This is a genomic window from Mycobacterium simulans (assembly GCF_900232995.1).
GTDB classification, from domain to species: Bacteria; Actinomycetota; Actinomycetes; order Mycobacteriales; family Mycobacteriaceae; genus Mycobacterium; species Mycobacterium simulans.
This window is the reverse complement of sequence record NZ_OCVX01000004.1, coordinates 50,402-76,313: the sequence shown is the minus strand read 5'-3', so window position 1 is coordinate 76,313 and position 25,912 is coordinate 50,402. Positions and strand designations below refer to the sequence as shown.

Genomic DNA, 25,912 nt, shown 5'->3' with positions numbered 1-25,912 from the left:
AATCGAGATTCGTTATGCGAGTCTATTAGATCCGTATGTCGGATCATATCGGCGAATCGGTTCCGGAAGGAGGTGCCAGATGTCCCATGAACTTCTGTTTGGCGAGATCGAGGCCGCGTACACGCAGCCCGCGTTCCAGCCCGACTGCATCGCGGAGTAACCAGGGTGGACGTGCGACGGGTGTCGGTGGTCCATGATGCTGCGGCGGTGAGCCGGCTATTTGATCGGGATCCGGTGGGATCCTGCATGGTTGCCGAGGAGGTCGCCGACCATGGCATCGGCACGAACGCTGTCGGCGCGGAACTATGGACCTGCGCTGCCGCTGATGAGTCGCTGTGCTACGCCGGGGTCAACCTAATCCCGCTGCGCGGCGATGCCGGCGACCTGCACGCCTTTGCCGACAAAGCGTTGAGTGAGTCTCGCCGGTATACCTGGTTGATCGGTGGGTCCGAGCTGGTGATGCCCATGTGGCAGCGGCTTGCGCCCGTTTGGGGCCCAGCCCGCTACGTCCGCTCCGATCAGCCGTTGCTGGCCATCGCCGGGCTGCCCCGTTGCGCGATCGATCCCACCGTGCGCCAGGTCCGCCCCGACGAACTCGACGCCTACCTGACGGCAACCGCTACGGAGATAATCGCCGAATTCGGCGTCGATCCACGCCTCGGTGAGCGCGGCAGCAAGTTTCGCGGGCGGCTGGCCAACCTCATAGCGGTTGGCCGCGCCTGGGCCCGCTTCGAGCGCGGCGAGGTCGTCTTCAAGGCCGAATTGGGAGTGCAGTCGTCGAGTGTTGGCCTGATTCAAGGGGTTTGGGTGCATCCCGAACGGCGCGGACAGGGCCTATGTGTCCCAGGCACTGCAACGGTAGTCAATGCGATCGTCGCTACCGGTCGCATTGCCTGCGGGTATGTGAACCACTCAAACGTGGCGGCCCGCGCCGCTTACGCGCGCGTCGGTTTCAGGCAAGTTGGCAGCATCGCTTCAGTGCTGTTGGGTGAATCGCACCAGGTCGTCGATCGATAAATGTGGGCTTGATAGATGTCGGACAATGTAGACAAACTTTGAGCAACGGCAAAGGCGGCTGAAATTGAACGACCAACCGCGAGACATCCGCGAGTTGACCACAGATGCCGATGCCTACCGAGACGAGCTATTCCGGCGCTGGACCGGATTGCTGAGCTACCGCTACATCGGCCGCAAGCACGCGTCGATGAACCTGGGCGAAGTCGATAACACCGTCGCCATCCGGCGCGACATGCGTAATGCGGCCGGCGGAATCATGGTTGCGCCGCTGGCCATCTCGTCGCCGGAAGGCTGCCAGACCGATCTTGTCGCGGTTCCCAACCCGGTGATCGCCTCGGTACAGATCGTTGACCCTGGCTACGACGTCACCAGAATCGAGATCGTCGGATCCGGCATTGTGCACCAGGGCCGGACGATGGGCTACGGGAGGTGCAAGATCGTCGACGCACACAACCCGGATCGGGTGATCGCCTTCAACGAAGGGCAGGGAGCGATCATCGGCACGCCACCGGAAGGCTTGGACAGAATGGACGTTTCGGGCACCGAACTCGTAATCGAGGACGCTCCGGACCTGCCGCCGCTGTGGCAAGCATTCGGTGCCACCAAACGCGGCGATGGCCACTGGATGTTGCCGGCGTTGAGCGCCGAATTCGCCTCGCCGGACGCAGCGTTGCACATCGGACCGCAACATGTCGTCCTCGAGACCGCGGCGACGGACCTTGCCGCCGACGTCGCCGGGACCCGCAAGGTCCAAGTCATCAGCTGGCACGTGATGTTCATGTCACGCGGGAAGGTGGGCCCGTTCCGCGTGGACGCCACCGCGTACGCCGGCGAAGCCGGACGCGTCGGCGTGCGAATGCTTCTGCACGACGAGGGAAACGCAGACAAGGCCATCACCTCCGCCGCGGCGATTTTCGACATCGTGGGCTGACCCGTGGGATCGGAGAAACCCGCAAACACTGTCTCGGTCTGCGGCCCGGAATCACGTTGAGTAGTTGCGTTGCTCCACTTCGACGCTGCGACGCCACCGTGTCGCGTTGAAACGTGAAGTAACCGACAACGTCGCATTGGCGACCACCGCGTTGACGATGAGTGTGCAACCGAAACATGCTCAACGCCAACGCAACGCGTAGCTGATGACAACTCGATTCGGCTGGCCGTGGGTAGGCCCGTCGAGGCGGCTACCAACGGATCCACGTCTAACGGTTGATGTGGAATGGGCCGATGCCGATGAGGTTGTCGCCGGCGAGGAAGGCGCCCAGGTTGTGGTTGCCGGTGTTGAAGAAGCCTTGGTTGAAGTTTCCGTGGTTGCCCACGCCCAAGAGTGCCAACGGGCCCAGGGGTAGGCCGCTGTTGTTGGTGCCGATGTTGGCGATGCCGGCGTTGTTGATCCCGTTGTTGAACAGGCCGAAGCCGCCGAATTGGGTGATGGGGTTGGTGGGGGTGAAGTTGGGGCTGGTGTTGCCGATGCCGATATTGGCGGTGCCGGTGTTCCAGGCGCCGACGTTGTCGAGGCCGTTGTTGGCGATGCCGATCCCGCCGAACAGGGTGATGGGGTTGGTGGGGGTGAAGTTGGGGCTGATGTTGTTGATGCCGACGTTGAGGGTGCCGTTGTTGAAGAAGCCGATGTTGCCTTGCCCGACGTTGCCGTAGCCGAAGTTGGGCAGTTCGCCCGCGCCAGGCAGCAGCGCTGAGAGGGCACCGTTGGTGATGTGGAATGGGCCGATGCCGATGAGGTTGTCGCCGGTGAGGAAGGCGCCCAGGTTGTGGTTGCCGGTGTTGAAGAAGCCTTGGTTGAAGGTTCCGTGGTTGCCCACGCCGAGCAGCTGCAACGGGCCCAGGGGTAGGCCGCTGTTGTTGGTGCCGATGTTGGCGATGCCGGCGTTGTTGATGCCGTTGTTGAACAGGCCGAGGCCGCCGAATTGGGTGATGGGGTTGGTGGGGGTGAAGTTGGGGCTGGTGTTGCCGATGCCGATATTGGCGGTGCCGGTGTTCCAGGCGCCGATGTTGTAGAGGCCGTTGTTGGCGATGCCGATCCCGCCGAACAGGGTGATGGGGTTCGTGGGGGGGAAGGTGGGGCTGGTGTTGTTGATGCCGACGTTGAGGGTGCCGTTGTTGAAGAAGCCGATGGTGCCTTGCCCGACGTTGCCGTAGCCGAAGTTGGGCAGTTCGCCCGCGCCAGGCAGCAGCGCTGAGAGGGCACCGTTGGTGATGTGGAATGGGCCGATGCCGATGAGGTTGTCGCCGGTGAGGAAGGCGCCCAGGTTGTGGTTGCCGGTGTTGAAGANGGTGGGGGTGAAGTTGGGGCTGATGTTGTTGATGCCGACGTTGAGGGTGCCGTTGTTGAGGAAGCCGATGTTGCCTTGCCCGACGTTGCCGTAGCCGAAGTTGGGCAGTTCGCCCGCGCCAGGCAGCTTCTGCAGCGCCTGTGCGGGCGAGACCAACTGAGCCGCGGCCGCCGCGGCTCCAGCGTGGTATTCCACCATCGCGGCGACGTCCTGAGCCCACATCTCCTCGTAGATGCCTTCGGCGGCCGCAATCGCCGGCGCGTTCTGCCCGAACAGATTCGACAGCACCAGGGACACCAAGTCAGAACGATTGGCCGCCACCATCGCCGGGTGCACGGTGGCCGCCAGCGCTGACTCAAATGCACCCGCGACCGCTTGCGCCTGTGCGGAGGCGCCAAACGCCTGAGTCGCCGCGGTACTCAGCCAGCCCGCATACGGCGCGGCCGCAGCCAGCATCGCCTTAGACGCGGCACCCTGCCATGCCTCGGCGGCCAACCCCGATGTCAGTGCGGAAAACGAACCCGCCGCCGAATCGAGCTCGGAGGCCAGCGCATTCCATGCGGCCGCGGCATCCAACAACGGTGCCGAGCCTGCGCCAGAAAACATCCGCACCGAATTGATCTCCGGAGGCAACACGAAGAAGCTCATCGCCGACCACCTCTCTAGCCCGATTTCCGTCCGTGGTTTGACGCTGTGGCGCTACGGTACATGGCAATATCTGATCCCGATGGAGATTGAATCCAATCTCAAAATATGATCCGAACGCCGATGCGGTGTGATAACGTCGCCTACTTTTCCGGCGCGAGCCTGCGGCGCCCGCTTATCTATGTGTGCCGACGGATTGCAACGCGCCCATTGGTCAAGCGGGGGTTAATGATTCGGCTGTCTGGGCCGGCTTCTCACTTGGATCAGGCCAGGGCGACGGCACCGGTCGCTGCCGGACCCGTTGGGGCCACCAGAACCACTTACCCAGCAGCGCGGCAATGGAGGGCGTCATCAGCGACCGCACGACCAGCGTGTCAAAGAGCAGGCCGAGGCCGATGGTGGTGCCCACCTGACCGATGACAGTCAACTGGCTGACCGCCATCGTCATCATCGTGAAGGCGAATACCAACCCCGCCGACGTAACCACCGACCCGGTGCCACCCATCGACCGAATGATGCCGGTATTTAAGCCCGCGTGGATCTCCTCCTTGAATCGGGACACCAAGAGTAGGTTGTAATCGGCGCCGACGGCGAGCAGGATGATGACCGACATTGCGAGCACCATCCAGTGCAGTTCGATGCCGATCAGATGCTGCCAAATCAGCACCGAAAGCCCGAACGATGCGCCCAGCGAGAGCAAGACGGTGCCCACGATGACTGCCGAAGCCACGACGCTTCGCGTGATGATCAGCATGATGATGAAAATCAAACACATGGAAGCGATTCCGGCGATCAACAAGTCATAGTTGCTACCGTCCTGCATGTCCTTATAGGTTGCCGCGGTCCCACCGAGGTAGATCTTCGAGCCCTCTAGGGGCGTGCCCTTAAGCGCTTCGTAAGCGGCCTTCTTGATCGCATCGATGTGCGAAATGCCTTCTGGTGTCATCGGATCGCCGTCGTGGCTGATGATGAACCGCACGGCGTGGCCGTCGGGGGAGAGGAAGTTCTTCATGCCCCGCTTGAATTCGGGATTGTCGAAGGTTTCCGGGGGTAGGTAGAACGAGTCGTCGTTCTTGGATGCGTCGAATGCCTTGCCCATGGCGGTGGAATTTCGCTGCGCTGCCTGTTGCTGATCCAGCAACCCTTTCTGGGTCGCATACATGGTCAGCATCGTCGTTTTCATGTTCTTCATGTTCTGAATCATTTCGGGCATCAGCGCCGTCATCCGAGGCATCAGGGTGTCGAGGTGCTCCATGATCGGTATCAGGCTCTGGATGTCGTCGGTCATGGTGTCAACGCCGTCGAGGGCGTCGAAGATCGACCGCAATGACCAGCACACGGGTATGTCGAAGCAGTGCTTTTCCCAGTAGAAGTAGCTGCGGATGGGTCGGAAGAAGTCATCGAAATCCGCCATGTGGTCACGCAATTCGGCGACGTCGAGAGTCATGTCTTTCATTTTCGTGACCATGACATGCATGTCGTCGGCCATCTGTTGGGTGATGCTCTGCATCTGGACCATGCTGTCGATGGTCGTCTGCATCTCGTCGGCCTGGCGGAGCATGTCGGCCATCTGATCTTCTTGATACTTCTGGTTCATCTGCTGGGTGACGCCCTGCATGCTGATCTGGAAGGGGATCGAGGTGTGTTCGATCGGCGTGCCCTCGGGTCGGGTGATGGCCTGCACGCGACTGATCCCGGGCACGCGGAAGATCGTCTTGGCGATTTTGTCGATCACCAGGAAGTCCGCGGAGTTACGCAGATCATGGTCACTTTCGATCATTAGCAGCTCGGGATTCATCCGCGCCTTCGAGAAGTGCCGATCCGCGGCCGCATAGCCCGCGTTGGCCGGGAGATCGGCGGGCAGGTAGTTGCGGTCGTTGTAGTTGGTCCGATAGCCGGGCAGGGTGAGCAGTCCGACGAGTGCCACGCCGATCGTCATGATCAGGATCGGGCCTGGCCACCGGACCACGACAGCGCCTACCTTGCGCCAGCCCCGAATGCGCTGTGCCCGTTTGGGTTCCAGTAACTGACGGAAGCGCGATGCTACTGAGATCACCGCGGGGCCAAGTGTCAATGCCGCCACCACCACGACGACCATGCCAATGGCCAACGGGATACCTAGCGTCTGGAAATAGGGCAGGTTGGTGAAGTGCAGGCAGAACGTTGCACCGGCGATCGTCAAGCCCGACCCGAGGACAACGTGTGCGGTACCGCCAAACATGGTGTAGTAGGCGTCTTCTCGGGACTGGCCGATCGACCGGGCTTCCTGATATCGACCTATCAGGAAGATCGCGTAGTCGGTCGCGGCCGCGATCGCCAACGTAACCAACAGGTTGGTGGCGAACGTCGAGAGCCCGATGATATTGTGGTAGCCCAGGAAGGCAACCACTCCGCGGGCGGCTGCGAGCTCGAAGACGACCATTGCCAAGGTGAGCAGGACCGTGACGATCGACCGGTAGACCAACAGCAGCATCGCGATAATCACCGCGAATGTCACGGTTTCGATCACTTGCAAGCTGCGGTCACCGGCGATGTTCTGGTCGGCTGACAATGCGGCAGGCCCGGTGACGTAGGCCTTGACCCCGGTGGGCGCGGGCACGCTCTTGACGATCTGCTGTACAGCCTCGACCGACTCGTTGGCGAGTGCTTCGCCCTGGTTACCGGCAAGGTAGACCTGTACGTAGGCAGCCTTGGCGTCGTTGCTCTGCGCACCCGATCCGGTTAGTGGATCACTCCAGAAATCTTGCACGTGTTCAACGTGTTTGGTGTCGGCGTCGAGCTTCTTGACGATCTGGTCGTAGTACGCATGCGCCTCGTTGCCGAGGGTGTTTTGGCCCTCCAACACGATCATGACCGAGCTGTTGGACTTGTACTCGTGGAACAGCTCACCGACCCGCTTTGTTGCGATCACTGACTGCGCATCGTCGGGGCTCATCGACACCGAGCGCATCTTCCCGACCTCGTCGAGCTGCGGGACGATGACGTTCAGCACCGCGATTAGAGCGATCCAGCCGAGGATGATGGGTACGGCGAACGTCCGGATGAATCGTGGGATCGCCGGCCGCGCTGCGTGTTTGGCGACGGGAATGGTGTCGGTCTGGGCGTCGTGTGTGGTCGCGCTCATGCTGATTTCACCAAGCAGAAGGTCAGGGCGTGCACGCCGTTGGAAATCTTCTCGTCCTTGATTTCGTCGTCGACGGTGATTCGGCAGCCGAGGTAGTCACCGTCGCTTTGCGCCACGATGTTCGGGAAGACCGACGGGGCGGTCGTGCTGAGAACCAACGTCCAGGGCAACGGCGCGCCGTCCACCCGCTGTGGCTCCGCGCTGAGATCCAAGTAGTTCACGTTGGCGTGGCTTGCCGAGCCAAATATCTCGTACTTGACGACCTTGGGCTTAAACGGCTTCGAGTCGTCGACCCGTGCACTCGTCAATGCGGCGGAGTTCTCGGCGCCGAAGAACGACTTGACTCGCGCTACAGTGGAGCCGCCGACAACCACGACCGCCACGATCAACAGCGGCAACCACGCGTTGCGCACAAGCTTGGATACCTGCACCGGTGATTCCCCTACCGCCACAACAGATTTAGCCGATTGCCCTGCGTTTCAGACCCGCGATCGTCCCAAGCGCTGGCACCTGCTTCGTATTCGGGAAGCGTTCTCGAGCACCGCTGCCAGCGCATTAGTACATGATGTGCATATTTTGCAGATTATGCAACTTCTTGTGTTGCTGGTCACGCCGTCACTTCGTGAAGATGCTGTTGACCAGCGTGGCAGCTCGCTCGACATAAGGCATCGGCGTGTCGTCGGCATCCGCCGGCTCAGCGCTTGTCCAGCGTTCAATGCCGGAACGCACGGCGGTCAATGCCAGTGCCGAGATCAACGCGGGTATCTCGTCGTCTGACCGCATCGCTTGGCGTCGCGCAACAATGTCGGCTAGCTGAGTCTGGAATCGCTCCAGATCGGCGAGGAATGCGGCCAACACCGCTGGCGACGTTTTGGCTAGTTCAAGCATGCAGGCGGCCTGGTCGCGTTCCGGTGGCATGTCACGGAGATGGTGCGCTGCCAGGGTGATCAACTCTGCCAGGACAACCGAGTATGGGGCGGGCCCGGCGGCGACGAATTCCTCGGCGAGCTCGGCGGGTATATCCGAGGGACCATAGGCGATCGCGGACTCTTTGTTGGCGAAGTAGTTGAAGAACGTGCGGGTCGATACTCCGGCTTCCGAGCAGATTTCCTCGATGGTCACCTTGTCGAAGCCGCGTTTTTGGGTCAGGCGGATGGCGGCACCGCGGATGTCGGCGCTGGTCTGTCGACGGCGTCGCTCGCGTAGACCCATTTGATTCGCCATAGCCCCATAGTTGCACGGAATGCACACTTTGCAGTCAAACGGCGAAGAGGCTCGGGTTCCGATCACCGCCCCGATAGAAGAACGCGCTAATAATGCGGATGCCGGGTAGCTCATTTGGACCGCCCGAGCATCGGCGTTGTGCCCACCCGCCAACAGGCCGGAGCTGGCGCGACCCAGTTCGCCGTTCATGGGAATCTGTACCAAGCCGCCAGCGCTGAAGCTGCGGCGATTCGCCAACCGTTCGCGGCCTGGATACCCGAGCCCGTTGTACGGCCAGCAGGATGGAACAGTTCACCGATACGCTTCGCCGTCTTTCGGTTGCTGACACCGGACAAACCGCAAAGTGGGCGCGAAATGCCCCCCACGTTTCCGACCTGGAACTCATGCCGAGAAACATCCAATGGGATTGGCCGAAACCGCTACTGCACTGACATCTAGCGCTACTCTGTCGACTTGTCACTAGTTCTGACAGATGTCAAGACGACTGTCAGATACTCATCCGGCGCTATAGACGGGGACGTCTTTGCACCTGAGATAGGGGTTCGCGATGTCGTACTTGGTGGTCGGGCCAGATTTGATTGCCGTGGCGGCGCGGGAGTTGGCGGGCATTGGATCCGCGGTGAGTGCGGCCAACGCGGCGGCCGTATCAGCGACGACAGTAATGGCGCCGGCGGCCGCCGATGAAGTGTCGGCGGCGATTACCGCGTTGTTCTCTGAGCACGGCCAGCAGTATCAGGCGATCAGCGCGCACGCGGCAGGCTTTCATCAGCGGTTCGTGCACGTGCTGAATGCCGGCGCGGGATCCTATCTGGCCGCCGAGGTGGCCAACGCCGAATCGAATCTGCTGGGCGCGATCAACGCGCCGGCAATGGCTTTGTTTGGTCGTCCGATTATCGGTGACGGTGCCAACGCCACCACTCCGGGTGGGGCCGGCGGGGATGGTGCCACCAATCACGGCACCGCCGCCACCAAAACAATCGCCGCCACCACCACAGGAGCCGCCGCCACCGCCACCAATCACGGCACCGCCGCCACCAAAACAATCGCCGCCACCACCGCAAGAGCCGCCGCCACCGCCACAAGTGCCGCCGCCACTACCGCAAGAGCCGCCGCCACTACCGCAAGAGCCGCCGCCACTACCGCAAGACGCGAAGCCTCCGGCTGATGCTCCTCAACCGGGGGGCGCGGCTGGCAGTGGCGGCACTGGCGGCAGCGGCACTGGCGGCGGTGGCATCGGCGGTGGCGGCGGTGGTGGCAACGATGGTGGTGGTCCGGTGAAGCCGCCTCCGGCGCGACCCAATCCGCCGGGCGTTATCAGGCTCGCACCGTGAGATAGGAACCGAGCCATCGGCTGCTGCCAAAGCCTGGCGCTGATCGCTTCGCGACGATCGTATGATCTCGGCGCAGGCCGCGCGGCAGGTCGCCGCCACTCGCCGCCGGAAACGCCGGCGCAGTGGGCATCTTCGTCGCCGGATACCTGGCCCTGTGGAGCGCGGCGGGCATTCCCGCCTTTCTGGCTGTGGAGCCGTCTCAATCCGATGGACCACGCTTGTGTTTGGGCCGGCCGCGTGGCCGCTGCTGTGGCGGTGATTGCGGGGCTGTATCAGCTCACGCCGCTAAAGGCGGTGTGCCTGCGGCACTGCCGCTCGCGCATGCCCTGTTTCCTCCCCCATGACAACCAGCCTGACCGTCCGGCCCCGAGCATTTCTTGCCGGCGGCCGCTACGGCATGTCTTGTATAGGCTCCTGTTGGATGCTGATGGTACTGCTGATCGCCTTCGGCACAATGCAATTGGCATGGATGCTGGCGTCTACTGTTCTGATCTGGCTGGAGAAGGTAGCTTTTGTACGCGAATTGGCGAGTCTTACAAAGTCTTTGCGGTGGACAACAGTTCGGTGATCAGTGTTTGGACGCGGTCGGCGATATCGTCGCGGATCGAGCGGACTATGTCGAGAGGTTGGCCGTCAGGGTCGGGTAGTTTCCAGTCGCGATAGGTCACGCCAGGGAAGAAGGGGCAGCTGTCGCCGCAGCCCATGGTGATCACGACGTCGCTGGTCTTTACCTGTTCGCCGGTAAGCATTTTCGGAGTGTTGGCGGTGATGTCGATGCCTAGTTCGGCCATCGCGGCGACGACAACCGGGTTGATCTGGTCGGCGGGTTCGGTTCCGGCGGAACGGACTTCGATGCGGTCACCGGCCAGGTGGGTCAGTAGCCCGGCCGCCATTTGGGATCGGCCGGCGTTATGCACACAGACGAATAAGACACTGGGCTTGTCGATATCAAGCGGCAGTTGCTGATTGGTCGTAGGACGGGAAAGCCGAGTTCGCAGCGCCAGAGAGACATAGACCAGTCCCACCAGGACGGGTACCTCGATCAGGGGGCCGACAACTCCGGCCAGAGCCTGGCCAGAGCTGGCGCCGTAGGTGGCGATGGCTACCGCTATGGCCAGTTCAAAGTTGTTGCTCGCGGCGGTGAACGCCAGGGTGGTGGTTCGCTGGTAGCCCAGTTGCAGGGCCGCACCGACCAGGTAGCCGCCGGCCCACATGATGGCAAAGTAAGCCAGCAGCGGTAGCGCAATGCGTGCCACATCCTGCGGCCGGCAGATGATCTGATCTCCTTGCAACGCAAAGAGAATCACGATGGTGAACAGCAAACCGTAGAGCGCCCACGGCCCCACCTTGGGCAGGAAGCGGGATTCATACCAGTTGCGGCCGTTGGCTTTTTCGCCGATCCGGCGCGACAGGTATCCGGCTAGCAGCGGGAGTCCGAGGAATATCAGCACCGACTTGGCGATCTGCCATGGGGAGGTGGCGATGGTGGTCCGCTCCAGGCCCAGCCAGCCCGGTAGCACCGACAGATAGAACCAGCCCAGCACGGCGAACATGGCCACCTGAAAGATCGAGTTCAACGCGACCAGCACGGCGGCGGCTTCGCGATCCCCGCAGGCCAGGTCGTTCCAGATGATCACCATGGCGATACAGCGAGCCAGGCCGACGATGATCAACCCGGTGCGGTACTCCGGCAGATCCGGCAGCAACAGCCAAGCCAGCACGAACATCAACGCCGGACCGAACACCCAGTTCAGCAGCAACGAAGTGAGCAGCAGCTTGCGGTCACGTGTGACGGTGTCGAGGCGGTCGTAGCGCACTTTGGCCAGCACCGGATACATCATGATCAGCAAGCCCAGGGCGATCGGCATCGAGATCCCGTCGACCTGAACCTTTTCCACCGCGGTGTGCAGACCGGCGATCCACCGACCCAGCAGCAGCCCGGCGGCCATCGCCAACCCGATCCACACCGGCAAGAACCGGTCGAGCGTGGAAAGCTTGCCCACCACCGCCGGCGCGGTAGCAGGGGTGACCGTCTCTGTCATGCCGGTGCCCCCACGGCAGGCGCCGCATTGGCATGGACACTGAGCAGCGTCGACAACGCGCTTAGCGTCTCGGGAACCACGGCGTAGTACACCCACGAGGCCCGGCGCCGCGAGGTGAGCAAACCCGCGTCACGCAGCACCTTGAGATGATGCGAAATCGTCGGCTGGCTCACCTCGACTCCCGCGGAAATATCGCAGACGCAAGCCTCGCCGCCGGCGTGACTGGCCACCGAGCTCAGTAGCTGCAATCGCACCGGATCGGCCAGTGCCTTGAACCGGGCCGCCATTTCGGCCGCGGCCGGTGGATTGAGCGATTCGCGCACCAATGGCGCAACGACGCAGCACGCCGCACCTGGGAATTGATTCGACATCTATCAATATTGACGACTATCGAATCGGTCCGCAAGCGGGATGGCCATCATCCGTAGGGAACGGGGCGACACGGGATTGCGGGACGCGCGACAAGGTGGGGCACCCGGCTGGGCTGCCCCACCTCGCCTGGTCGGCGGTTAGCAGCACGCCGCCGCGCCGGATTGGCCGCCACAGCACACGCCCGTATCGTCTCCGCTATTCGCACGCTCGGGACTGCTGCCAAAGGTCGCGGAGTCGGCCAGCACGGTATACACCTCCCAGCGCTCCCCGCCGGGCCCGGTAACCCACACCTTGTCCTGGGTGGCAAAACAACAGGTCGTGCCGATCTCCTCTTCGGTGAACATCCCCTCCTCGCTCAACCGGGCGATCTCGGCATGCACGGTGTCGCTGGAGCCGACCTCCACGCCGAGATGGTTGAGGGTGCCGCCCGAGCCGGGGTTCTCCAGCAAGACCAACTTCAGCGGTGGATCGGCGATCGCGAAGTTGGCGTATCCAGGCTTGCGTTTGGCCGGTTCGGCGTTAAAAAGCGTGGAGTAGAACGTAATTGCGGTCTCGAGATTATCGACGTTGAGTGCGAGCTGAACACGGGACATCAGAAGACACCTCCCACTAGTTAGACATATATCAAAGTGGCGCCACTACATCACTCTGGCTACCTTTTTGATATATGTCAAGGTATCTGCCAGACTGGGTTCATGCCGAAGTCGCTGCCCGTAATCGACATCTCCGCGCCGGTGTGCTGTGCACCGGTAGCCGCCGGACCGATGAGCGACGACGACGCCCTCGCCGTGGCACTGCGGCTCAAGGCCCTCGCCGACCCGGCACGTGTCAAGATCATGTCCTACCTGTTCAGCTCGTCTGCTGGCGAGGAGATCAGCGGCGAGCTGGCGGCGGTACTCGACCTCAGCGACGGCACCGTCAGCCACCACCTAGCCCAACTACGCAAGGCCGGCCTGGTCATGTCCGAACGCCGTGGCATGAACGTCTTTCACCGCGTACACCCCGAAGCTCTACAAGCATTGTGCGCTGTACTCAACCCCGACTGCTGCACCTGAACTCACATACCTTTGGGTGCAGACAACAACACACAAAGGGTGACGAACGATGAGCTATAACGAAGGCATCGGCTACTTGAAACTCGAATGCCCGCAAGGCCATCCCGTGGGCAGGATCCTCAAGCAGGTTCCGCATCAGGCCGTCCAATACGACCCCGGCGCCCAGGTTGGCCCACGCAGATTCTGGCCGGAGGAAGACGATCAGCCGCAATTCAAGGCACAGTGCCGGTTCTGTGACAAACCCGTAGCGGATGCCACGGTCGCGTTGCAGAACAAGCTAAGTCAGTTGCTCGCTGACGCATCCGAGACCTCTGCAACTGCCACCTTGCCCTACGTGTAGCCGCCTTACCCGGTGAGCGTGGTGACGGCGGCTTCGTCGATCACGTCCATCACCTCGCCGCGACGCCGCCATGCCCGCAGCTGTCGCATCGCGCCGTTGCCTTGTGCGGCGATGCGTTCGAATTCCTCTACGACGCGGTCGTATTCACCCAGCGCCTCCAACGCTGGGCGCACCCGTCGCACCAGCGCGCACAGCTGCGCACGCGCCGGCACCGACTCGCACTCATTGATCAAATCCAGCGTCCGCCCCGACAGCCCCTCGTGCGCGGCCATCCAGTACGCCGCTCGCAACGCACCGGGCGGCAGGCGACCGACATCATCGCCTTGGGTGTGCTCATGAAGCGCCATGATCACCGCGGCCCTGATCAGCGTGGCAATCAGCACCGTTTCGGCGACCGTCGCCGGCACGTCGGCCACTCGGACCTCGACGGTCGGGAAGTTCGCCGACGGGCGCACGTCCCAATAGATCATGTTCGGATCCAGAATCACGCCGGCATCGATCAGCATCCGCACCGCGCGGTCGTACTCCTCGGCTGAGGGGAAGAACGGCGGCGCCCCGGCAGCAGGCCAGCGACGCCACAGCACGCTGCGCCAGCTCGCGAAGCCCGTGTCGGTGTTGCGATACAGCGCCGAATTCGCCGACAGCGCAAGCAGTGTCGGCAGCCACGGCCGCAGCCAGTTGCTGACATGGATCGCGGCCCCACGGTGGGGCACCTGCACGTGCACGTGGCATCCGCAGATGCCTTGCTCGTGCGCGATCATCCCAAAACGGGCTCCGATCTGGCGGTACCGCGGGGTATCGGTGACCGGGAACTCATGCGGGGTGGCCGGCGGCAACCCCAGGGCCAGCAGCCGTACCCCGCAAGCCTGCGCGGCCTGAGCCGCGGTGCGCCGCAGCCCGAGGAGCTCCTTGCCGAGTTGCGCACTCGTCGTCGCGATGCTGGAGGTCGTTTCGACCTGGCAACTGCTCAGCTCCAATTGCAGTGTGACGCCACGGTGTCCGGCCTCGGCGGCCACCGCGGTATTGCGCGCTGCCGGTTCTCCGGTTCGCGGGTCGGCCAAGAGGAATTCCTCCTCCACGCCGACGGTCGGAAGGTCGCTACCCGAGCACCGCGGGCCCATACTGTGCAAGCTACCCGCGGGCATTCACAAAGTCTCGATATGTAGCCGCAAAGGGTGCTCCGACCGACGTATGCTACGGACCACCAGACATGCTGCATTCGCTGCACTCTGCAGAGAGGGTTTGCTGGATGACGGTCGAGTTCGGCTTGCTCGGCGACATCGAAGCCCGAATCGATGGGCGGCGATTGGACATTGGTCATGCCCGCCAGCGGTGCGTTCTGCTGGCTTTTCTTATCGATGTCAATCGTGCGATCCCGGTGGATCAGCTCGTTGATCGGGTGTGGTCGGACCGGCCGCCGAATCATGCGCGCAATTCCCTTGCCGGTTATGTCTCTCGGCTGCGGAACNTTTGCTGGATGACGGTCGAGTTCGGCTTGCTCGGCGACATCGAAGCCCGAATCGATGGGCGGCGATTGGACATTGGTCATGCCCGCCAGCGGTGCGTTCTGCTGGCTTTTCTTATCGATGTCAATCGTGCGATCCCGGTGGATCAGCTCGTTGATCGGGTGTGGTCGGACCGGCCGCCGAATCATGCGCGCAATTCCCTTGCCGGTTATGTCTCTCGGCTGCGGAACCTTCTTGCTGACACCGAGGACGCGTGCATTTCACGGGAGCCCGGTGGATATGTCCTCACCGCGGACCCGTTGTCAGTAGACCTGCATCGCTTTCGGTCCGTGGTGTCACAGGCGCGGGCCAGCGACGACCCGCGCGAAGCCGCGGCGTTGTTCGATCGGGCGTTGGGGATTTGGTCCGATGAGCCGTTTGTGGCCCTGGACACGCCGTGGGTAAACGATCTGCGAAGTGGCTTAGAGGCCGAGCGGTTTTCGGTCCAATTGGACCGCAACGACGCCGTGTTGCGTGTCGGCAGACATGGCGAGCTGCTTGTCGAACTGTCCACGGCGCAGGCCGCCCACCCGCTGGACGAACGTCTTGCCGGCCAGTTGATGCTGGCCCTGTACCGCAACGGCCGGCAGGCCGATGCGCTGGACACCTACCGCGGGATCCGTGAGCGGCTCGTCGAGGCGCTTGGCGTTGATCCTGGTTTGGCGTTGCGCCGGGTGCATCAGCAGATTCTTACCGGCGAGGTCGAGGAGCCAACGGCCAACAAGGTTGGGGCGCCGCACTCGACGCCGGCGCATCCGCGTGTGTTCCAACGGTCACAGTCGGGACTATTGCGGCGTGCCACCAGTTTTGTTGGCCACGAACGCGAATTGGATCGGGCGACCGATGCGCTGCGTGCCGGTCCGCTGGTGACTCTGACCGGGGGTGGTGGCGTCGGTGAGACGAGGCTGGCTCTTGAGGTCGCACGGCGCGAGCAGGAGCGCTTCGGCGACGGTGTGTGGGTCTGCGAACTGGGGCCTTTGGAGCATGCGGATGCGGTGGTGCACACTGTCGCGGCCAGCGTGTGGTTGCGTCAACAGCAGGGCATGGATATCGAGGAAAGTGTCATCGAGTACCTGCGGGTGCGCGAGGTGTTGTTGGTGTTTGACAACTGCGAGCATGTGCTCGAGGCTGCCGCGCGGTTGATCGACCAGATCGTGCAGCATTGCCCACGGGTGTCGGTGTTGGCAACCAGTCGGCAACCGCTCGGTGTTGAGGGTGAACGGATCGTCGACGTCCCGCCGTTGCGGGTGGAGGATGCCACGCGTTTGTTCGCCGATCGGGCTCGGGCCAGCCGACCGGACTTTACGCTCGATGACCAACCGCCGGGTGCGGTGGCTGAGATTTGTCGCCGCGTTGACTGCCTGCCGCTGGGCGTTGAGTTGGCAGCGGCGCGGATGCGGGTGATGAGCAGCCTTGACGTGGCCCGCCGCCCGGACTACTTGGTGTTGTTGCGTGGCGGGGCGCGGGGTGTATTACCCCGGCAGCAGAGTCTGGCCGAGACGATCGCGTGGTCGTATCGGTTGCTCACCGAGCGTGAGCAAGCGTTGTTCGCGCGGGTTTCTGCGTTCGCGGGGTGTTTCGACCTCGAAGCCGCGCACGGCGTGTGTGGAGCGGACGGGGTCAGTGAGGCCGACACCCTCGAGTTGCTCACCGGTCTGGTCGATAAGTCGATGGTGGTTGTCAGCAGTGTGAGTCAACGGACTCGCTACGTCGTTTTGGAAACCCTGCGTGGCTACGGGCGGAAGCTGTTGGCGGAGAATGGGATTGACAAGCAGATTGCGCTGCGGCATGCGGTGTATTTCACCGCGCTGGCCGAGCGTGCCGGTGCCGCGATGCACACAGCCGAGGAGGGGGAATGGGTCGAGCGGATGCTGCCCGACTACGACAATCTGCGCGCGGCGTTCGAGCATGCGATGGACGTAGACAACGTCGATCTGGCACTGCGACTTGTCACCTCGATACCGGAGGCTGTCGGACTGCGCATCTATGAGCTTGCCGAGTGGGCCGAACGGGTGATCGTCGTTGCCGATCCTGACCATCGGTTGTTTCCCGCCGCGGTTGGGACCGCCGCCCGGGTCGCGTGGAATCACGCCGACTATGCACGCGCGAAATCCCTTGCGGCCCTGGCACAGGGCCGAGTTCCCGGCCGTGGCACCGCACGCGTCTCCTACCCGTCAGACGTGGTCGCCGACGCGGCCCTGTTTGAGGGCGAACCAATGAAAGCACTGGCGTATTGGGAAGCCGAAGCGGCGCGCGCCCGCGGTGACGACGACCCAATCAGGCTGGGGTGGGCGCTCGCTGTGGTCGCGATCTGTCACGGCGTCCTGGGCACCCCCGACATCGCCCTCCCCGCCGCGCAGGAGGCGGTGGCCGTCGCGGAAAAAACGGGGAACCCGACGGCACGGTCGATGGCCTACTTTGCGCTGGGGTACCTGCTCAGAAAGTCCGAAACGGAGCGCGCGCTGGCACTGTTCGGCGACGCGGCGCGGCTAGCTGCGGATGTGCAGAACTTCTGGTCCTACGGGAATGCGTTGATGGAAGCCGCGGCGACCCGTGCCGTGCACGGAGATCCGGCAGCCGCGGCGCAGATGTTCATTGGGGTACTTGACCACTGGGACCAGGTCGGAGACTGGCCCGCCCAGTGGTTGAACCTGCGCTATATCACCCGGTTGCTGGTCCGCGTCAGCGCCGACGACGATGCCGCCTTCCTTTACTGGGCGTTTGTGAACGCGGGTAAGCCGTCGCCGTTGACCCCGGCTCAATTGGACGCACTCGCCGATCGTCTGGGCCCAGCCCGCCTCGACGCTCTCAGTGCCCCGCCCGCCTGCGATGCCGCAGTCGTCGCGCGGGCGCGCTCGAGCCTGGAGCGATACATCAAACACACCGCCGTGTTGGCGATGTGATTGACGTCGCTACGCAACGAAAACCACAGGCGGTGTGGCGATCAATGATCGGAAACACCTCGCAGACTGGGCCGAGGCGCTTTGGAACCGTCTACCCGGCTCTCGTCGCGGGAGCAGACGCACCAAGTCGCCGCCGCCCGCCACCGTGCGACGTATGCTTCGGACCACCAGACATGCTGCATTCGCTGTGCGGAGAGGGTTTGCTGGATGACGGTCGAGTTCGGCTTGCTCGGCGACATCGAAGCCCGAATCGATGGGCGGCGATTGGACATTGGTCATGCCCGCCAGCGGTGTGTTCTGCTGGCTTTTCTTATCGATGTCAATCGTGCGATCCCGGTGGATCAGCTCGTTGATCGGGTGTGGTCGGACCGGCCGCCGAATCATGCGCGCAATTCCCTTGCCGGTTATGTCTCTCGGCTGCGGAACCTTCTTGCTGACACCGAGGATGCGGGCATTTCACGGGAGCCTGGGGGATATGTGCTTACTGCGGACCCGTTGTCAGTAGACCTGCATCGCTTTCGGTCGGTGGTGTCACAGGCGCGGGCCAGCGACGACGCGCAGGAGGCTGCGGCGTTGTTCGATCGGGCGTTGGGGATTTGGTCCGATGAGCCGTTTGTGGCCCTGGACACGCCGTGGGTAAACGATCTGCGAAGTGGCTTAGAGGCCGAGCGGTTTTCGGTCCAATTGGACCGCAATGACGCCGTGTTGCGTGTTGGCAGACATGGCGAGCTGCTTGTCGAACTGTCCGCGGCGCAGGCCGCCCACCCGCTGGATGAACGTCTTGCCGGCCAGTTGATGCTGGCCTTGTACCGCAACGGCCGGCAGGCCGATGCGCTAGACACCTACCGCGGGATCCGTGAGCGGCTCGTCGAGGCGCTTGGCGTTGATCCTGGTTTGGCGTTGCGCCGGGTGCATCAGCAGATTCTTACCGGCGAGGTCGAGGAGCCAACGGCCAACAAGGTTGGGGCGCCGCACTCGACGCCGGCGCATCCGCGTGTGTTCCAACGGTCACAGTCGGGACTATTGCGGCGTGCCACCAGTTTTGTTGGCCACGAACGCGAATTGGATCGGGTGACCGATGCGCTGCGTGCCGGTCCGCTGGTGACTCTGACCGGGGTTGGTGGCGTCGGTAAGACGAGGCTGGCTCTTGAGGTCGCACGGCGCGAGCAGGAGCGCTTCGGCGACGGTGTGTGGGTCTGCGAACTGGGGCCTTTGGAGCATGCGGATGCGGTGGTGCACACTGTCGCGGCCAGCGTGTGGTTGCGTCAACAGCAGGGCATGGATATCGAGGAAAGTGTCATCGAGTACCTGCGGGGGCGCGAGGGGTTGTTGGTGTTTGACAACTGCGAGCATGTGCTCGAGGCTGCCGCGCGGTTGATCGACCAGATCGTGCAGCATTGCCCACGGGTGTCGGTGTTGGCAACCAGTCGGCAACCGCTCGGTGTTGAGGGTGAACGGATCGTCGACGTCCCGCCGTTGCGGGTGGAGGATGCCACGCGTTTGTTCGCCGATCGGGCTCGGGCCAGCCGACCGGACTTTACGCTCGATGACCAACCGCCGGGTGCGGTGGCTGAGATTTGTCGCCGCGTTGACTGCCTGCCGCTGGGCGTTGAGTTGGCAGCGGCGCGGATGCGGGTGATGAGCAGCCTTGACGTGGCCCGCCGCCCGGACTACTTGGTGTTGTTGCGTGGCGGGGCGCGGGGTGTATTACCCCGGCAGCAGAGTCTGGCCGAGACGATCGCGTGGTCGTATCGGTTGCTCACCGAGCGTGAGCAAGCGTTGTTCGCGCGGGTTTCTGCGTTCGCGGGGTGTTTCGACCTCGAAGCCGCGCACGGCGTGTGTGGAGCGGACGGGGCCAGTGAGGCCGACACCCTCGAGTTGCTCACCGGTCTGGTCGACAAGTCGATAGTCGTAGTGCTCAGCGTCGACGAACGGACCCGCTACTCCTTCTTGGAGACGCTACGTACATACGGACGAGAACGCTTGCAGGAGAATGGGATTGACAAGCAGATCGCGCTGCGGCATGCGGTGTATTTCACCGCGCTGGCCGAGCGTGCCGGTGCCGCGATGCACACAGCACAGGAGCGGGAATGGGTCGAGCGGATGCTGCCCGACTACGACAATCTGCGCGCGGCGTTCGAGCATGCGATGGACGTAGACAACGTGGACCTGGCACTGCGATTGGTTGCGGCCGTGCCGGAGTTGATCGGCTGGCGCATCGGCTACGAGGTGGCCGAGTGGGCCGAACGCGTGATCGCCGTTGCCGATGCCGACCATCGGTTGTTTCCCGCCGCGGTTGGGACCGCCGCCCGGGTCGCGTGGAATCACGCCGACTATGCACGCGCGAAATCCCTTGCGGCCCTTGTGCAGGGGCGGGTTCCGGGACGTGGCAGCGCGCGCGTCGTATATCCCGCAGACGTGATGGCCGACGTCGCCCTGTTTGAGGGCGAACCAATGAAAGCACTGGCGTATTGGGAAGCCGAAGCGGCGCGCGCCCGCGGTGACGACGACCCAATCAGGCTGGGGTGGGCGCTTTTTGTGGTCGCCATCTGTCAGGGCGTCATGCGCAACGACGACGTCGCCGTGCCCACTGCCCAGGAGGCGGTGGCCGTCGCGGAACAGACGGGCAACCCGACAGCGCAGGCAATGGCCTACTTTGCGCTGGGGTACCTGCTCAGAAAGTCCGAACCAGAGCGTGCGTTGGCCTTGTTCGACGATGCGGCGCGGCTGGCCGCGGATGTGCAGAACTTCTGGGTGTACGGAAGTGCGTTGATGGAAGCCGCCGCGACCCGTTCGTTGTATGGTGACCCCAGGGCCGCGGCCCAGATGTTCATTTCGGTGCTTGAACACTGGGACCGGTTCGGCGACATGACCCAACAGTGGCTCGCGCTGCGCTACATCGCACGGTTGTTGATCCGGCTCGGCGGCCACGACGATGCCGCTTTCCTTTACTGGGCGTTTGTGAACGCGGGTAAGCCGCCGCCCCTCACGACGGCCCAAATCGATGTTCTCGTCGGCTCTTTGGGCCCGGCGCGCCTCGATGCGTTTCGGGCACCGGCCGTCGGCGATGCCGCGGTCGTCGCGCGAGCGCGCACCAGCCTGCAGTGGTACTACGAACACACGGCAGTGCCCGTCTCTTGATTTCTGCAGAGCTGTGACCAGCTCATTTCACGATTCACGAACACTTTCCGCATCTCCGCCCGGCACAGTTGGCGGTGTCCGCGCCAACGTCACTGGGGGCCGAGGAGCGCAAGTGAAGTCATCGACGATGGTCGGCGGCGGTCTCGTGCTGCTGTCGGGGCTCGGCGTCGCGGTTGTCGGCGTGAATGTGTTGCTGGACGCCGGACAGGTGGCGTTGTGCTGGCTCCGCTCGGTATTCACGCTGACTGGTCCGGCCGTGTGGCTGGAGCAGACGTCAGCATCAAGCGTGCAGTTATCGTGGATCGTGTGGTCCGGCTGGGTCGACCGATTCGATTTGCGCACTGTGACCAGCGCATTTCACGATTCACCAGCGCTGTCCGGATGCTGGTGTGGAACAGTTTGGCCATGTCAGCGATTTGCTTGTCGCAACCAGATCTCTTGGGGACAATGACCGTGATGAGAAGCCGAGACGATGTCGGGCAGGCACGGAATTTCGGTGATTTCTGCGTGCGCCGTAATGCACGTGTCTATAAAGGAGCGGTTTAGCTGTGTTGAGGCCTCAGTTACACGAACCCGACTTTGTCCTCGACTCTGCGGAAGAGCTGGTTGCGCAGGACGGCATGGATGCAGTGACGATTCGAGCACTCACCAAAGCCACCGGTGTATCCAACGGCGCGATCTATCGGACGTTCGAATCTCGCGGCGGGCTGCTGGGCAGGGTATGGGTCCGTGCGGAGCGGCGTTTTCTCGACCTGATGACCAGTCGGGTGGAGGACGCGAAGAGCCAACCAGATGCTGATCCCCTGGATGCGGTGTATGCGGCGGCGGAGACATCGCTGCTCTACCCCGAGATGTATCCGGGGTCGTCGGCTTTGCTCATGACGGTGCGTCGCGAAGAGATTGCGAGCCAAGCGATGCCGCGCGCGATTGCCGATCAACTCCGTGCGTCGGAGCGTGAACTCGCCGAGGTCATGGCGCGGTTGGCGGAGGGTCTGTGGGATCGCAGCGATGTCAGCGCGGTGGACCTGATCTCAACCTGCATTGTCGATCTCCCGAAGTGGATTGCTGCGCGGGACCAGCGATACAGCATGCCGATCTTGCGCGACTACCTTCGCGCTGCTGTGCGATCAGTGCTGGAAGTGGGGCCGCCGCCGGCCGGAACGGGACAGGAGTTGAAGACGCCGAAGGCTGCCGCCCACGGGGCGGCGTAGCTGGCGCGCCCGCTAGCGAACGCGAGCCGCCAACGCGGCGTCCACGGTCGGATAAGTGGACAGGACGCCGCGTAATCCGCAGGCACTTACGATTCGGGAGACGATCTGTTGGCGGCTCACCAGACGCAGTTCAATCCCGCGGCGCCGACACCGTTCCGCCGCGTCGGCTAGCACCGCGAAGGCGCAGCAGCCCATGAAATCGACATCGGTGATGTCGACGATGAAAGGCCCGGGCGGAGTGGTGCTGGCGGCCGCCTCACCCACCAACTGGCGCCAGGTGTCTTCGTTGCAGGCGTCGATCTCGCCGCCAGTATGGATTAGCACCGCTTCGCCGTTGCGGTCGGTGGTGGCCCGCAGGGTACTGCGCGGATCACCGAGCTCGTAAACGAGCCGGGTGCTCAGCGCCAGGGGGGTGGCGACAGATTCTGCAATCACCAGGCTCATCGTGCACTCCTAATCGGCGGGCGCGACAGCGCTGCCATGGATGCCCGTCCTGCGCGTCTGAAGACAGACCGACCGGGGATGTAGGTCTCATTTGTATAACGAGACAGGGCGGTCTGTCTATACGCCGGACATAAGAGTATGGTAAGGCCCGCTATGCCAGGCCCCGATTCCGTGTCGCCCATGTCGGCCCGTGAACGAATCTTGATTGCGGCATACGAACTCTTCAGTCGTCGCGGTATCCGGGCGGTGGGCACCGACGAGGTGATCGAGCGGGCAAGGGTAGCCCGGGCGACGCTCTACCGCCATTTCGCGACCAAGAACGACCTTGTGCTGGCGGTGCTGGAGCGCCGAGAAGAACTCTGGACGCGCGGTCTGATCGAGGAGCAGTCGCGCCAGCGCGGCGACACGCCCGAGGAACAGCTGCTGGCGATGTTCGACGTCCTGCACGACTGGTTCCAACGGCGCGACGGCTACGAGGGCTGCTCGTTTATCAACGTGTTGCTCGAGTTGGGAGCCGACCATCCTGCCGGACAGGCCTGCATCGCTCATATCGCCAACGTTCGTGACATCGTGCGCAAACGTGCCGCAGCCGCCGGGTTCGATGACGTCGACGACTTCGCGTGGTCGTGGCATCTTTTGATGAAGGGCGCCATCATCCTCGCGACGGTGGGCGACCCGAATGCCGCCCACCGCGCCCAGAAGATGGCGCGTGCCCTCATCGAGCAGCACCGCCCGGAACTGGCGGAAGACGGCGACGAGGCGGTCGGTTGAATCAGGCCGCGGTGGTCCCGGTTTTCCGGTGGTGCTCAGCCTCGAGTTCGGCGATAGCGCGAGATGTGCGTTCGCGCAGCAAGATTGCGGCGACGATGCCGCAGATGAGGGCGATGACGAGTGCGATCCAGGAGAACCGCTGCAGCCAGCGTTCGGCGGCTACCCCGGCGAAGTAGACGAGCGCGGTCGTGCCGCCGGCCCAGCAGATGCCTCCGGAGACATTGGCTGCCAGGAACCGTGGGTAGGGCATCTTCAACGCGCCGGCCAGTGGACCGGCGAGGATCCGCAGCAACGCGATGAAGCGTCCGAAGAACACCGCGCGGATGCCCCAGCGGTTGAATGTTCGTTCGGCGAGCGCGACGTGTCCAGGACCGAAGTGCCTGGGGAACCGCCGGCCCAGCCGGTCGAACAGCGGCATGCCGAACCTGCGGCCTATCGAGTAGCCGATGGAGTCGCCGATCACCGCTCCGATCACCGCGGCGGCGCCTACGCCGATTGGGTTGACCGCCAGCTCGTGATGCGATGACATCAGCGCCGCGCTGACCAGCACGATCTCCCCAGGAAGCGGGATACCCAGGCTTTCCATCCCCACCACACCGCCGACCACCAGGTAGACCGCGAGCGGCGGGATTGACTGCAGAAGGGCCTCCACATCCATGGGACAAGCATGCCTGACGGGTGCTCGAGGCGCCTCGCGAAAGCGCCCAAACGGATGCGGCGCGGCGTCAGACCATAAGTAGGGGCAACGGAGTTCAATCCCTCTTCGAATCTCACACGAGGTCGGGGCAGAAGCGCTTGCGCAGCCGATTGAATGCCGTGGGTTCCCGGCAGGCCTGATAGCACTCGTCAAGTCGTCGCGCCAGCACCGGTACCGGAGTGGCCGTGGTGTCCAGTTCGAAGTCGTACTCGGCGTCGGCGTGCGCGGCGCGCGCGCTTCCGCGGTTCCACCCGGGGTGGCGGTCGGCGCGTTCGTCCTCCCGGCGCGCCCCTTCCTCGTCGGACACGTGGACTCCTACCATCCAGACCTGACAGCCGTCGAAGGTCCGCAACGCTTCCACCAGCCACTCACGCTTCCAGATCACGTCGTCGGCAATGACGTTCATGCCGACGTCGAGGTAGGCCCTGATGGCTAGGTAGCGGGCATGCATGGCCTTGTCCAGGAGCGGACCGGGGTGGACGGTGAACCACGGAAGGCCGTCGGCCTCGACCACGCTGTCCCAGGTGTAGTACTCGGGCCGTACCCGCGCCAGATCCAGCTGCTCGGGCGGCAGCGCTAACCAGAACAGGTCGATCCCGATGTGCATCCAACATTCGGCGGCCAGATCCTGAAACGCCAGGGCGAGCGACGTCTTTCCCGCGCTGGATCCGCCGTTGAGGAGGATGAGCTTGCCGCTTGCCATACGCGGATGAGGTTATCGCACCCGCGGGGCGCCCGCGAGATGTTTGCTGGGCGTGATGGTTCACGGTTGCGTCTAGGTCGTTGCCCCAGCCGTCTATTCGGAACCAGAATTCGGACGTCAATCACGGGATCTGCTTGGGGTATCAAGACCGACGCGTCGTCAGCCAAATGCCCTTTGTGGTGTTCGCTGTGGGGATAGGATTTGTTGCTGCTGGGTGCTCCAAGGTCAATCGTTATCCCGCTGGGAGGTCGCGGATGTCGTTTGTGATTGCGGTGCCGGAATCGGTGGCAGCCGCGGCTTCGAGCTTGGCGGGCATCGGTTCGACGATCACCGCTGCTAACGCGGCGGCGGCGCTGCCGACGACGGCGATAGTGGCGGCGGCCGCCGATCAGGTGTCGGCCGCGGTGGCCGCGCTATTCGGCTCGCACGCTCAGGCCTACCAGACGCTCGGCGCGCAGGCCGTGGCATTCCACGAGCAGTTTGTGCGGTCCCTCACCGCGGGTGCGGGCGCCTATGCCGCCGCTGAAGCCGCCGCCGCATCGCCGATGCAGGACCTGCTGGGCGCGGTGAACGCCCCTGCACAGGCGCTGTTCGGGCGCCCGCTCATCGGCAACGGCGCGAACGGGGCCGACGGGACCGGGGCTCCCGGCGGAGACGGCGGGATCTTGCTCGGTAACGGCGGCAATGGCGGGTCGGGTGCACCCGGTCAGGTCGGGGGCGCCGGCGGTGCCGCCGGGCTATTCGGCAATGGCGGCGCCGGTGGCAAGGGTGGGGACGGGATAGCCGGCTCCGGTGCTGCCGGTGGGCCCGGTGGTCGTGGCGGGTGGTTGCTGGGCAACGGCGGAACCGGTGGTGCCGGCGGCGCCGCGACGGCGGCGGGTGCGACCGGAGGCGCCGGCGGGGTCGGTGGGACGACGGGGCTCATTGGCAACGGTGGCATTGGCGGTGCCGGGGGGGGCCGCGGGCTCGGCGACACCCGCGGCGGCGGCGGGGCCGGCGGGGGGGGGGGGGGGGGTTGGGGAGGGGGGGGTTGGGGGGTCCGGGGGGGGGGGGGGGGACGGGGGGGGGGGGGGGGGGGGGGGGGGGGGGGGGGGGGGCG

Annotated in this window: 22 protein-coding genes and 2 pseudogenes; 13 read left to right on the top strand and 11 right to left on the bottom strand. The window is 63.8% G+C overall.

What is annotated here, in order from left to right; translation table 11 throughout:
* Positions 1 to 144 precede the first annotated feature (144 nt).
* Together MSIMFI_RS16580 and MSIMFI_RS16575 are read left to right on the top strand one after the other, a co-directional pair.
* Positions 145 to 1,017: a GNAT family N-acetyltransferase gene (locus tag MSIMFI_RS16580; protein WP_224770318.1), complete on the top strand. Its 873-nt coding sequence runs from the start codon at positions 145 to 147 to the stop codon at positions 1,015 to 1,017.
* Between the two features lie 64 nt (positions 1,018 to 1,081).
* Positions 1,082 to 1,948: a hypothetical protein gene (locus MSIMFI_RS16575; RefSeq protein WP_191498290.1), complete on the top strand. Its 867-nt coding sequence runs from the start codon at positions 1,082 to 1,084 to the stop codon at positions 1,946 to 1,948.
* A 1,390-nt stretch (positions 1,949 to 3,338) separates the two neighbouring features.
* Here the strand turns inward: MSIMFI_RS16575 and MSIMFI_RS30045 are convergent.
* The 4 genes and pseudogenes from MSIMFI_RS30045 to MSIMFI_RS16555 all read right to left on the bottom strand — a co-directional run.
* Positions 3,339 to 3,953, bottom strand: a pseudogene (locus MSIMFI_RS30045) (PPE family protein); the annotation flags it as partial.
* 211 nt (positions 3,954 to 4,164) lie between these two features.
* Positions 4,165 to 7,074: an MMPL/RND family transporter gene (locus MSIMFI_RS16565; RefSeq protein ID WP_191498288.1), complete on the bottom strand. Its 2,910-nt coding sequence runs from the start codon at positions 7,072 to 7,074 to the stop codon at positions 4,165 to 4,167.
* Entirely contained in the window at positions 7,071 to 7,505 is a 435-nt protein-coding gene (locus MSIMFI_RS16560) for an MmpS family transport accessory protein (RefSeq protein WP_186243440.1), read from the bottom strand. The genes MSIMFI_RS16565 and MSIMFI_RS16560 overlap by 4 nt, the downstream gene beginning before the upstream one ends.
* Positions 7,506 to 7,689: 184 nt before the next feature.
* Positions 7,690 to 8,298, bottom strand: a complete 609-nt coding sequence (locus tag MSIMFI_RS16555; RefSeq protein ID WP_186243439.1) for a TetR family transcriptional regulator — start codon at positions 8,296 to 8,298, stop codon at positions 7,690 to 7,692.
* Positions 8,299 to 8,845: 547 nt separating this feature from the next.
* Here MSIMFI_RS16555 and MSIMFI_RS29290 point away from each other — a divergent pair.
* The 3 genes and pseudogenes from MSIMFI_RS29290 (at position 8,846) to MSIMFI_RS29720 (ending at position 10,197) form a co-directional block, all read left to right on the top strand.
* Positions 8,846 to 9,463 (top strand): PE family protein, encoded by a 618-nt coding sequence (locus MSIMFI_RS29290; RefSeq protein ID WP_191498287.1) that lies wholly within the window; start codon positions 8,846 to 8,848, stop codon positions 9,461 to 9,463.
* A 373-nt stretch (positions 9,464 to 9,836) separates the two neighbouring features.
* Positions 9,837 to 9,920 (top strand): annotated as a pseudogene (locus tag MSIMFI_RS29725) (DUF2182 domain-containing protein); the annotation flags it as partial.
* A gap of 49 nt (positions 9,921 to 9,969) precedes the next feature.
* Positions 9,970 to 10,197, top strand: coding sequence for a copper chaperone (locus MSIMFI_RS29720; protein ID WP_396820270.1), 228 nt, complete (start codon positions 9,970 to 9,972; stop codon positions 10,195 to 10,197).
* Here the strand turns inward: MSIMFI_RS29720 and arsB are convergent.
* The 3 genes from arsB to MSIMFI_RS16530 all read right to left on the bottom strand — a co-directional run bounded on the left by arsB (position 10,163) and on the right by MSIMFI_RS16530 (position 12,636).
* Positions 10,163 to 11,671 carry an ACR3 family arsenite efflux transporter gene (gene arsB / locus MSIMFI_RS16540; RefSeq protein ID WP_191498286.1) on the bottom strand — a complete coding sequence of 503 codons (1,509 nt, stop codon included), beginning with the start codon at positions 11,669 to 11,671 and terminating at the stop codon, positions 10,163 to 10,165. The genes MSIMFI_RS29720 and arsB overlap by 35 nt on opposite strands.
* Positions 11,668 to 12,042: an ArsR/SmtB family transcription factor gene (locus tag MSIMFI_RS16535; RefSeq protein WP_191498285.1), complete on the bottom strand. Its 375-nt coding sequence runs from the start codon at positions 12,040 to 12,042 to the stop codon at positions 11,668 to 11,670. Before MSIMFI_RS16535 ends, arsB begins: the two co-directional genes overlap by 4 nt.
* A 138-nt stretch (positions 12,043 to 12,180) precedes the next feature.
* Positions 12,181 to 12,636 (bottom strand): ArsI/CadI family heavy metal resistance metalloenzyme, encoded by a 456-nt coding sequence (locus MSIMFI_RS16530; RefSeq protein ID WP_191498284.1) that lies wholly within the window; start codon positions 12,634 to 12,636, stop codon positions 12,181 to 12,183.
* Between the two features lie 102 nt (positions 12,637 to 12,738).
* Between MSIMFI_RS16530 and MSIMFI_RS16525 the strand changes: the two genes are divergently transcribed.
* Together MSIMFI_RS16525 and MSIMFI_RS16520 are read left to right on the top strand one after the other, a co-directional pair.
* Positions 12,739 to 13,098 carry an Rv2640c family ArsR-like transcriptional regulator gene (locus MSIMFI_RS16525; protein ID WP_191498283.1) on the top strand — a complete coding sequence of 120 codons (360 nt, stop codon included), beginning with the start codon at positions 12,739 to 12,741 and terminating at the stop codon, positions 13,096 to 13,098.
* A 49-nt stretch (positions 13,099 to 13,147) separates the two neighbouring features.
* Positions 13,148 to 13,438, top strand: a complete 291-nt coding sequence (locus tag MSIMFI_RS16520) for a hypothetical protein (protein ID WP_191498282.1) — start codon at positions 13,148 to 13,150, stop codon at positions 13,436 to 13,438.
* 5 nt (positions 13,439 to 13,443) lie between these two features.
* Here MSIMFI_RS16520 and MSIMFI_RS16515 read toward each other — a convergent pair whose 3' ends face one another.
* The gene (locus MSIMFI_RS16515) at positions 13,444 to 14,559 is read right to left on the bottom strand and encodes a glutamate--cysteine ligase 2 (protein WP_191498281.1); all 1,116 of its coding nucleotides are present in this window, start codon (positions 14,557 to 14,559) and stop codon (positions 13,444 to 13,446) included.
* Positions 14,560 to 14,648: 89 nt separating this feature from the next.
* Here MSIMFI_RS16515 and MSIMFI_RS16510 point away from each other — a divergent pair, with 89 nt between their 5' ends.
* From MSIMFI_RS16510 to MSIMFI_RS16495, 4 genes are all read left to right on the top strand, one after another.
* A complete protein-coding gene (locus MSIMFI_RS16510) occupies positions 14,649 to 17,846 on the top strand; it encodes a BTAD domain-containing putative transcriptional regulator (RefSeq protein WP_449870815.1) in 3,198 nt (1,065 codons plus the stop codon).
* Positions 17,847 to 18,053: 207 nt separating this feature from the next.
* Positions 18,054 to 20,987 carry a BTAD domain-containing putative transcriptional regulator gene (locus tag MSIMFI_RS16505; protein ID WP_191498280.1) on the top strand — a complete coding sequence of 978 codons (2,934 nt, stop codon included), beginning with the start codon at positions 18,054 to 18,056 and terminating at the stop codon, positions 20,985 to 20,987.
* Positions 20,988 to 21,099: 112 nt separating this feature from the next.
* Positions 21,100 to 21,438 carry a hypothetical protein gene (locus tag MSIMFI_RS16500; protein ID WP_191498279.1) on the top strand — a complete coding sequence of 113 codons (339 nt, stop codon included), beginning with the start codon at positions 21,100 to 21,102 and terminating at the stop codon, positions 21,436 to 21,438.
* 97 nt (positions 21,439 to 21,535) lie between these two features.
* Positions 21,536 to 22,198, top strand: a complete 663-nt coding sequence (locus tag MSIMFI_RS16495; RefSeq protein ID WP_191498278.1) for a TetR/AcrR family transcriptional regulator — start codon at positions 21,536 to 21,538, stop codon at positions 22,196 to 22,198.
* 12 nt (positions 22,199 to 22,210) lie between these two features.
* Here the strand turns inward: MSIMFI_RS16495 and MSIMFI_RS16490 are convergent, their stop codons facing one another.
* Positions 22,211 to 22,642, bottom strand: a complete 432-nt coding sequence (locus tag MSIMFI_RS16490; protein WP_191498277.1) for an anti-sigma factor antagonist — start codon at positions 22,640 to 22,642, stop codon at positions 22,211 to 22,213.
* 153 nt (positions 22,643 to 22,795) lie between these two features.
* Here MSIMFI_RS16490 and MSIMFI_RS16485 point away from each other — a divergent pair, with 153 nt between their 5' ends.
* Positions 22,796 to 23,413: a TetR/AcrR family transcriptional regulator gene (locus tag MSIMFI_RS16485; RefSeq protein WP_191498276.1), complete on the top strand. Its 618-nt coding sequence runs from the start codon at positions 22,796 to 22,798 to the stop codon at positions 23,411 to 23,413.
* Position 23,414: 1 nt separating this feature from the next.
* On the opposite strand, the gene MSIMFI_RS16480 is transcribed toward MSIMFI_RS16485, so the two are convergent.
* Both MSIMFI_RS16480 and MSIMFI_RS16475 read right to left on the bottom strand, forming a co-directional pair.
* Positions 23,415 to 24,071: a DedA family protein gene (locus MSIMFI_RS16480; protein ID WP_191498275.1), complete on the bottom strand. Its 657-nt coding sequence runs from the start codon at positions 24,069 to 24,071 to the stop codon at positions 23,415 to 23,417.
* Positions 24,072 to 24,183: 112 nt separating this feature from the next.
* Complete coding sequence (locus MSIMFI_RS16475) at positions 24,184 to 24,813, bottom strand: phosphotransferase-like protein (RefSeq protein WP_186242644.1); 630 nt, start codon at positions 24,811 to 24,813, stop codon at positions 24,184 to 24,186.
* Between the two features lie 254 nt (positions 24,814 to 25,067).
* Here MSIMFI_RS16475 and MSIMFI_RS16470 point away from each other — a divergent pair.
* Positions 25,068 to 25,912, top strand: an 845-nt coding sequence (locus MSIMFI_RS16470; protein ID WP_191498274.1) for a PE family protein, incomplete at its 3' end; no start/stop codon positions are given.

Excerpts from the sequence above, each read along its gene's own strand:
- MSIMFI_RS16480 (WP_191498275.1), bottom strand. The coding sequence starts at position 24,071 with ATGGATGTGGAGGCCCTTCTGCAGTCAATCCCGCCGCTCGCGGTCTAC.
- MSIMFI_RS16525 (WP_191498283.1), top strand. The coding sequence starts at position 12,739 with ATGCCGAAGTCGCTGCCCGTAATCGACATCTCCGCGCCGGTGTGCTGT.
- arsB (WP_191498286.1), bottom strand. The coding sequence starts at position 11,671 with ATGACAGAGACGGTCACCCCTGCTACCGCGCCGGCGGTGGTGGGCAAG.
- MSIMFI_RS29290 (WP_191498287.1), top strand. The coding sequence starts at position 8,846 with ATGTCGTACTTGGTGGTCGGGCCAGATTTGATTGCCGTGGCGGCGCGG.
- MSIMFI_RS29720 (WP_396820270.1), top strand. The coding sequence starts at position 9,970 with ATGACAACCAGCCTGACCGTCCGGCCCCGAGCATTTCTTGCCGGCGGC.
- MSIMFI_RS16565 (WP_191498288.1), bottom strand. The coding sequence starts at position 7,074 with ATGAGCGCGACCACACACGACGCCCAGACCGACACCATTCCCGTCGCC.
- MSIMFI_RS16530 (WP_191498284.1), bottom strand. The coding sequence starts at position 12,636 with ATGTCCCGTGTTCAGCTCGCACTCAACGTCGATAATCTCGAGACCGCA.
- MSIMFI_RS16515 (WP_191498281.1), bottom strand. The coding sequence starts at position 14,559 with ATGGGCCCGCGGTGCTCGGGTAGCGACCTTCCGACCGTCGGCGTGGAG.
- MSIMFI_RS16475 (WP_186242644.1), bottom strand. The coding sequence starts at position 24,813 with ATGGCAAGCGGCAAGCTCATCCTCCTCAACGGCGGATCCAGCGCGGGA.
- MSIMFI_RS16535 (WP_191498285.1), bottom strand. The coding sequence starts at position 12,042 with ATGTCGAATCAATTCCCAGGTGCGGCGTGCTGCGTCGTTGCGCCATTG.
- MSIMFI_RS16490 (WP_191498277.1), bottom strand. The coding sequence starts at position 22,642 with ATGAGCCTGGTGATTGCAGAATCTGTCGCCACCCCCCTGGCGCTGAGC.
- MSIMFI_RS16520 (WP_191498282.1), top strand. The coding sequence starts at position 13,148 with ATGAGCTATAACGAAGGCATCGGCTACTTGAAACTCGAATGCCCGCAA.
- MSIMFI_RS16555 (WP_186243439.1), bottom strand. The coding sequence starts at position 8,298 with ATGGCGAATCAAATGGGTCTACGCGAGCGACGCCGTCGACAGACCAGC.
- MSIMFI_RS16485 (WP_191498276.1), top strand. The coding sequence starts at position 22,796 with ATGCCAGGCCCCGATTCCGTGTCGCCCATGTCGGCCCGTGAACGAATC.
- MSIMFI_RS16505 (WP_191498280.1), top strand. The coding sequence starts at position 18,054 with ATGACGGTCGAGTTCGGCTTGCTCGGCGACATCGAAGCCCGAATCGAT.